Origin of the sequence: Paenibacillus forsythiae T98 (genome assembly GCF_000520735.1) — a bacterium.
Lineage (GTDB): Bacteria > Bacillota > Bacilli > Paenibacillales > Paenibacillaceae > Paenibacillus_AQ > Paenibacillus_AQ forsythiae.
On record NZ_ASSC01000724.1, the window covers coordinates 1 to 7325 of the forward strand.

The window sequence follows — 7325 nt, forward strand, 5'->3', positions numbered from 1 at the left end:
CCACATTATTCCATTTGTTTTTCACCGAATATATAGTTCAACCTTTGAATTGTTTATTACAATTCCATCACCATCTTTACAAGCATAAACAATGGTATTTCTTTCTCTTGCATATGTTCTTAGCGATTTTATTGTTTCTTCCGATCCATCCCAATGCGGCATAAATTCAAAATCAACTAAACCCAAAGCATTCAAATCATCAAGACACACATGATTCTGATCAGTATCTTCACCATACCCGGCAAGTCCAATCGTCTTTGTCATCAAGATACTTCCAGCACTGACGCCAATTAGAATTCCTCCACTATTCACGTAGGAACGAATTGATTCAATTATTTTTCTTTTCTTTAAAAGGTTTAAAAAATAAAATGTGTTTCCACCCGATAAATGAATCGCATCATAATTGAATATATGAGAGAATGTGTCTCCATCATACTCTAGATCCAAGTCGAAATAATCGACTTTAGCAATCCCCAGCTTTTTGTAATATTTTCTTTTTTTAATTGATCACTGAATAAAACCAATTTAGTCATTGGATGTAGCTCCTTTCCTACAGAAACACAGTGGGTTAAGTATTTTATGGTCCTTTATACTTGCAGGTATTTCACCTGACATCTCCGCGTTCACGACATCCATTTACCCTAAGCTGCACCATCTCCACCGGCCGCAACCGCTGTTGAGTGAATGGATGTCACCTGAATCGCTTCCCTGCTGGATCAACTGGCAACCGAAGCGGCTGTCCGCCGATGCGTGAACACATTTTTATACAATGTCGGCTACTTCTTGAGTTTAAAAAATCAGATCAGACCTTTCTCTTTCTTATTGGTATATATAGATCAATCTTTGCTTTTCCTTCAGGGTCGTCCGAAGGATTATTCATACAAAACTCAAGACAGGGCTTATCATCAGGGTCATATTCGCTATTTGGCAACCATTGTCCATACACGAGTTGATATACGATGGCAAATTGTTCGATTTTATCATAAAACGGATACAATGCATAAAGACCGCCATATAGAGTCTTATACTTGATATCAGGATCAACATCCCTCTTGAAATCACCCTTGATTGTTACGCAGGCATCATAACGGCATGCATACTCATCTGTTGTACTCGGGTCATCAAATGAGATTCCAATAAAAATATGTTCCGGCGGAAACAGATTATTTTTACCTGCCCACACGCCCAATTTCCCCCACGCTTTATAGGTTTCTAAATAACTGCCAACGTGCCTGACATACGCAACCTCGTAATCGGGAAGTTCCTTAATTGCAATGTTCATTTCCCAGATCCTCCTCAGAAGGTGATTTTTAATCTCACTTTCAGAATAACGAGCGGGCTTTTCTGTTTCTTCCTGCTTCTTGCCATAATGTAAAGAAATATTGCTGAATTGTTTCGAATCTCTCCTTACCTCACTGGGAGTATTATTGTAACGCTTTTTGAAGGCTTGGTTAAAATTAGATACAGAATGAAACCCGCACAATATAGATATTTCCAGTACTGTCTTATCCGTATTAACAAGATATTCTACCGATTTGGTCAGTCGTCTATTGTTCAAATAGGCATATGGAGTCATTCCCACAACCGATGAAAAAATCCTGGAGAAATGATACCTAGAGAAGTTGGAAATTTCCGCGAGCTCCTCAAGACTAATCTTCCCGGAAAGATTATCTTCAATATATTTAATTACATTATCAATTCGGTCAAAGTAATGATTCATTTGCTTTATGTCCTCTCACCGATTTCTTATAACGTTCTAGTATTCAAGAACCTTGCGTGATATGTTGTTAAGTGAAGTTAACGCCTTCTCCGAGATACATTTAACTCATGTGTCATTTCATATTTCTATTTGTACTTTACTTCTTTCCATTGTCCTTATCATCATTAGTCTCTCTATATTCCTCTAATTCCTTCTCGATCTCTTTATTTATATCATTCAATTCACTTGATTCAATATAGTCCTTCTCTAGTTCTTCTTCAATTTCTTCATTAGTCATATTAAAGTCATCTCGTTCTTCGATTCCCAATTTCTCCTTAATACTTTGTAGATCATTATAAATTTCCTTGTTTCTCATATACGTACTTAAAACTAACCCAAACATTATAGAAATAAGTATAATTCCCCCAACCGGTCCTAGAACAATTGATAGTGCGATCGCGATTATCGTTCCTAAGATTGTCATTGCCAGTTCCTTTCTTAAGCTGCATTGAATTTACTTTCTAAAATAAAATCATTATTTTGCGATATTTCACTTAACGTTGTTGTATTCACGAATCCGAGAGGCTTAAGGCCCAGCCCGGGTCGAAGACTCAGCCTCGCAAGTTGTCTGCTGATTCCACTTCCTCGATAACCCGCTGCAGACCAAGGGCCGTCAAGCCCGCCGCGTGAATACGGTGTTGGATAAAGTCGGGGACTGTTATCATCCACTACCCTATCTGTTAAGTATTGCTTATAAAGTTAATTATGTAATTATTAGTTATCTCAGGCTGCTCCATTGACATTCCATGTCCTACATTGGGAATCAAATGAGTTTGAATTCTTGGAATCCATTTCTTCGCTCTAGCGATTACCTTTCTAGGGTTGTATATCTCCTCTTTATCTCCTACCAGCAGTAATACACTCATCTTTATTTCTTGTAACTCTACGTTAGTAAAGACAGTAGGCCAGATCGATTTGGAATGACTCTTGGAACGGTCTGCTTTCGATGAACGCCTTAACTTTACCCCTGCTTCAAATTGTTGTAAAAATAAAGGGTTTACTTCGTACCGTCCCCCAAACATCCAGTCCATAAAGCTTTGAAGCACCTTACCTTTAGAAAATAACATTAGTGAGAATATCCTGATAAAAAATTGTAATTTAAAAGGTTTAATGGTTGCCGCGGGGCAAAGTAATATCACTTTATTCACGTATTCAGGATAATGATAAGCAAAATTAAGAGTAATAAATCCACCATAGGATAACCCTGCAATACTCGGCTTTTCTATCTGAAGTGCGTTAATTACTTCGAGTAGCCACCGAGCTAGCTCAGCTCTGTTTGCAGGCTTTCGGTTACAGACACTTCGATTGGTGTCCCCGATAATATCAATGCAATAGATACTAAACTCACTACTTAGCCCTGCAATGTTGGGATACCACATCGTTGAACTAAAACCCATACCATGCAAAAGAATTAGTGGCGGCTTGTCAGTTGAACCACTCCTAATCACATGTGTTTCACCAAATGTTGTTGATACATCAAGCGTTGTATATGAAACAGGCCATAATGAAAGACATTCATTATAGGATTTATAATAGTCTTGATAACATTCTTTGAATGCTTGTTTCAAATTAACCGCTCCCTACTTTTTTTAAGGTTTGAAGTCTTTCCTCGATTTCATTTAACATTGTTATATCTACGAACCCGAGAGGCTCAAGGATTCTGATGGTCGATCTGACAGCAACCCGGTCCGGCTGCGCATAAGCGCAGTTAGCCTCGCAGGTGTGTCCGCCTGATTCCACTTCCTCGAAAACCCTCGAGCGGACCGAGGGCCATATGGCCCGATGCGTGAATGTAATGTTAGAGGAAGTTAATGCCTTCTCTGTAATTCATCCATGATTCCTTATTTAGTACCATTTCAATGTTATTCCATTCTTCGTTCTTTAAAGATCTATGTACGTTTTCTGTTATCTTTCCTTTCCTAAATCCTACACTTTCATAGCACTTAATTGCTCTCTTGTTGATATCATAGACATTCAGTTTTATTCTGTTCAATTGAAATATCTCAAATCCCATTTGAATTAATTGATAAAGTGCCCGCCTTCCTATACCTTGTCCCCTGTAACCTTCATCTTTCATCAAAAATCTCCCAATAATCGCTTCCTTATTGATCATATTGAACCTACCTATTTGAAAAGATCCTATTGGTTCGTTATTTGTTAAATCTTTAATCATATAAAGGTACACATCAGATTCTAACGAGTTGATTCCTTTAGAGTAATGTTCTTCCATCTGTTCAACGGTAAGAGGAAACTGATATGTTGGACCTGCCCATTGCATTAAAAAGTCTTGATCATGTTGATTTACCCACTCTACAACAATAGAAAAATCTGATGTATTTAAAGGCTTTAATTCTATCTTCATTGAATCTCCCCTTAACTTGGCTTTGCATTGATTTCCTCTAACGTTCTTGTATTCACGAACCCGAGTACCTTAAAGGAGCGCAGCGACTGGGTCGAAGACTTAGGCTCGTAGAGATTGATCACCTGATTCCGCTTCCTGGCTTCTTATCTTCTGGCGATCTCAGTGCCAACGGCCCGCAGCGTGAATACGGTTTTATAAGATGTGGCGGTCTTCATTGAACTACTCTCAAATCTTTACTCCAAGTTCCCAATAAATCCCGTTCCAGGAATATAATTATCATCTTCCAGTTTCGGATCTATACACCATTCCCTAGCAATCAGTATTACATCTTCTTCACTCGGCAAATTAGGCTCATCTGCATCCAAATCAGTAAAAATAAGATTATGTTCTATTTCCTCTCGACTTATTTCACCCTCATTTATAATAATTTCTCCTCTCTCACCTAAATATCCAAATGCATGTATTAGTTCTCCATCAACTGCCTTCGCCCAAGCATGATACTCAACGACACGATGTGTTCCAAAATAATATGCTTCTCCGAATTTAGTGCTGAAGTCAGTAATTATTTTAAGTGCAAAAGGACTTTCATTAATACTTAGACCCGGCATGGTAGAATTAATAACAAATGTCCATCCGTTCACTGGTGGCGAAATGAAAAAATATCCTTCACATGCCCCTTCAATTCCCGTCTCCCAATTGGATATTTGAACATTTTTTAGGTTTAACTCCTTTAATACTTCTTTAGTATCTTCCGTCTTAATAGCAAACCATTGGCATTTATAACCAAAGCCTTTAGGCAAATCAGGTTCCGAACTAAATATCATAGGTTTTAAGTTATCAGTGCCTGATTCAGATATTATAAAATTATTATCGTTTTTCTTTTTAATTTTTGAAAAAACCGCAAAAACAATGATGATTAAGATAACAATCCCTACGAAGATTTTCATAGGTTTCTCCTTTACCGCCATTTTTTATAACGTTCTTATGTTCACGAACCCGAGAGCCTTAAGGCGCTTCAGCGCCGGGTCCAAGACTTAGCCTCATGGTTGTCTTATGAGTGCGCTTCTCGAAAAGCATCTGCAGACCAAGGGCCATCAGGCCCGCAGATCTGATGCCAGTGCCTTCTCTGAGTCACTAACAAAATCCCCCTTATAATACACTATATTTTTAAGCTAAGGTTCTCTTCATAAATTCATCAGACAATTCACTGTAATTTCTCCCTTTTCCCGAGGGAGAATACCCCCGTGTATTAATTTCAAATGCACAATATACCTTATTATTATTGAAATTAATTTGCTTGAATTTTTGATTTAATGTAAAGAAGACTGAACACTCTCTACCGTCAACACCATCATGAGAATAAGAATCATCATTAAAAATAACTGAAATATGATGTTCTATATCATTTTCTTCATGGGGCTCCCCATTTTCAAATCTATAAATAAAATCATCCCATATGTCTACCGTAAAGTCTTTATCTTTGTATCCAAATCTTTCCTGAAGTTTTTTTCAAGAAATATACCCTTTACGTTATTTTCCAATTGATTATAAAATTCAGATGCTTCATATATGAGATAAGTACCGACCTCATTAATTGATGTAAAGATTTTGGAATCTATTGAATTTATATTATTTTTGATTGCATCTATTATGACTTTTTTTGCTTTCTTTCTATCTTCGATATCTTTTCCAGTAAGTTCATAACAAAGTGGTCTTCTATATTTAAGATCAAATGGCAGATCATCGAAACTTCCATATGCTTTGTTATATATACATATAATTCTATCCCAACCCAATGTCCTTGCTGCATAACCTAATTCAATTAGAACATTAGGATTAGGGGTTTTTCTTCCTTCTCTACCGGAATTAATAATACTTACAGCGGCAATAAATAGTTTTGATTTATCTATTTTAGAAAAGATTGTTTCTGTAATATGCGGGGTGCCTGCTTCATCTTTAGTATCTTTATCTATACTAAATTCAATATCATATAGGTCAGAGATATTTAGTTCCTTTAGGGCACCTGTAATGCAAGTTTCAATTGTTTGGTAAATCTGACTGCCAAGAATAAAATACATGGTTTTTCATGTCTTTTAATCCTCTCTAAGATTTGATTTCATTTCTTGTGCTCAAATGAGTAGAGATGAACTATTGTTTTTTATTTTTTAGTAAAATGATTCCAGATGCAGTTGGAATATAATGTTTCAGGATGTCAGCGACTACTTTGAACTACAAGCTTTCTCTGTACTAATTTGGGATTTTAAGATTTCTTCTTACCATTTATATATTTGGATTTTTTAATCAATTCTACATATTCTCTATGCTTCTCTTCTAATGCCCTTATTCTCATTTCAAGAATAAAAGGTGCATCCTTGAACAAGACATTAATATTCTCCTCTAAGTACTTATACAGAGCTTCTTTTTCAACTGTCATAGGCAACATTGGAGGAAGCGGCATTATTGTAGGCCCTTCCTTTATTGCTAATTCTTCAGGTGTCATGAATCCAAAGTGAAGGAAGTTATATAGTTCTCTGCTTTTCTCTTCAGTTACTTGGTATTGTCCACTAGAGTCTAAAGTGATTCGATCAAATTTAATCATTAATAGTTCTGAGGGTTTCCTATCTTTGATTTCGTAATACAAAAGTACCTCAAGAACTTCTTGTCGAGCTAAATCTTCAATATATTTCTTAGGTATTCTGTTGTTTTGGGGTATCTTAAAATACTTTGTTTTCTTTTGTTATATATAAGCGTCTTACTCCGTTCATTTTGACCTCCTAGAGTATTAGCTTAAAAATTCATTGCTTGCTGATTTCCTATAACATTTCCGCATTCACGAACCCGAGAGGCTTAAGGCGCTCCAGCGTCGGGTCGAAGACTTAAGTCTCTCTGCAACCATAGCCTCTTTGCCCTCGCCACTGCAAACCTGGGGGCCGTTAGGCGCCGCCGCGTGAATGCTATGTTATAAGATGTCCCCGACTTCTAGCATTACGCTCAAATCTATTATGTATTATTTCTCTTGTTAACATCTCCAAATGGGACATGAACAGAAGGAAATGTTCTGGCCACCCCCTCAATATGACCAACTTGATCATCAAAGAATATATGTGGCATAAAAACACTCAACACTCTTATTTTCTCGATACCTCCAAGAAAAAATGCTTCGTCAACTCTATTTAGCCCCTATTTGAACTTGGACAGTACACC

The 7325-nt window shown here is 36.9% G+C and carries 8 protein-coding genes and 1 pseudogene; all 9 read right to left on the minus strand.

The features are described 5' to 3' along the window. Positions 1-21: 21 nt before the first annotated feature. Positions 22-504, minus strand: a complete 483-nt coding sequence (locus L692_RS31355; RefSeq protein WP_156940542.1) for a Type 1 glutamine amidotransferase-like domain-containing protein — start codon at positions 502-504, stop codon at positions 22-24. A 298-nt stretch (positions 505-802) separates the two neighbouring features. Further along, positions 803-1720: an AraC family transcriptional regulator gene (locus tag L692_RS29830; protein ID WP_036724955.1), complete on the minus strand. Its 918-nt coding sequence runs from the start codon at positions 1718-1720 to the stop codon at positions 803-805. Positions 1721-1856: 136 nt separating this feature from the next. After that, the gene (locus L692_RS0122015) at positions 1857-2183 is read right to left on the minus strand and encodes a hypothetical protein (protein WP_025702153.1); all 327 of its coding nucleotides are present in this window, start codon (positions 2181-2183) and stop codon (positions 1857-1859) included. 256 nt (positions 2184-2439) lie between these two features. After that, complete coding sequence (locus tag L692_RS0122020; RefSeq protein ID WP_036724961.1) at positions 2440-3327, minus strand: alpha/beta fold hydrolase; 888 nt, start codon at positions 3325-3327, stop codon at positions 2440-2442. A gap of 230 nt (positions 3328-3557) precedes the next feature. Beyond that, positions 3558-4121: a GNAT family N-acetyltransferase gene (locus tag L692_RS0122025; protein WP_025702155.1), complete on the minus strand. Its 564-nt coding sequence runs from the start codon at positions 4119-4121 to the stop codon at positions 3558-3560. Positions 4122-4354: 233 nt separating this feature from the next. After that, positions 4355-5068 carry a hypothetical protein gene (locus L692_RS0122030; RefSeq protein ID WP_025702156.1) on the minus strand — a complete coding sequence of 238 codons (714 nt, stop codon included), beginning with the start codon at positions 5066-5068 and terminating at the stop codon, positions 4355-4357. 513 nt (positions 5069-5581) lie between these two features. Further along, positions 5582-6199 (minus strand): hypothetical protein, encoded by a 618-nt coding sequence (locus L692_RS29835; RefSeq protein ID WP_025702157.1) that lies wholly within the window; start codon positions 6197-6199, stop codon positions 5582-5584. Between the two features lie 182 nt (positions 6200-6381). Next, the gene (locus L692_RS29840; RefSeq protein WP_156940543.1) at positions 6382-6762 is read right to left on the minus strand and encodes a hypothetical protein; all 381 of its coding nucleotides are present in this window, start codon (positions 6760-6762) and stop codon (positions 6382-6384) included. 359 nt (positions 6763-7121) lie between these two features. After that, positions 7122-7292, minus strand: a pseudogene (locus L692_RS31360) (5'-nucleotidase); the annotation flags it as partial. Positions 7293-7325: the final 33 nt, after the last annotated feature.

Coding starts and splice junctions, on each gene's coding strand:
- L692_RS29830 (WP_036724955.1), bottom strand. CDS start 1,720: ATGAATCATTACTTTGACCGAATTGATAATGTAATTAAATATATTGAA.
- L692_RS0122015 (WP_025702153.1), bottom strand. CDS start 2,183: ATGACAATCTTAGGAACGATAATCGCGATCGCACTATCAATTGTTCTA.
- L692_RS0122025 (WP_025702155.1), bottom strand. CDS start 4,121: ATGAAGATAGAATTAAAGCCTTTAAATACATCAGATTTTTCTATTGTT.
- L692_RS0122030 (WP_025702156.1), bottom strand. CDS start 5,068: ATGAAAATCTTCGTAGGGATTGTTATCTTAATCATCATTGTTTTTGCG.
- L692_RS29835 (WP_025702157.1), bottom strand. CDS start 6,199: ATGTATTTTATTCTTGGCAGTCAGATTTACCAAACAATTGAAACTTGC.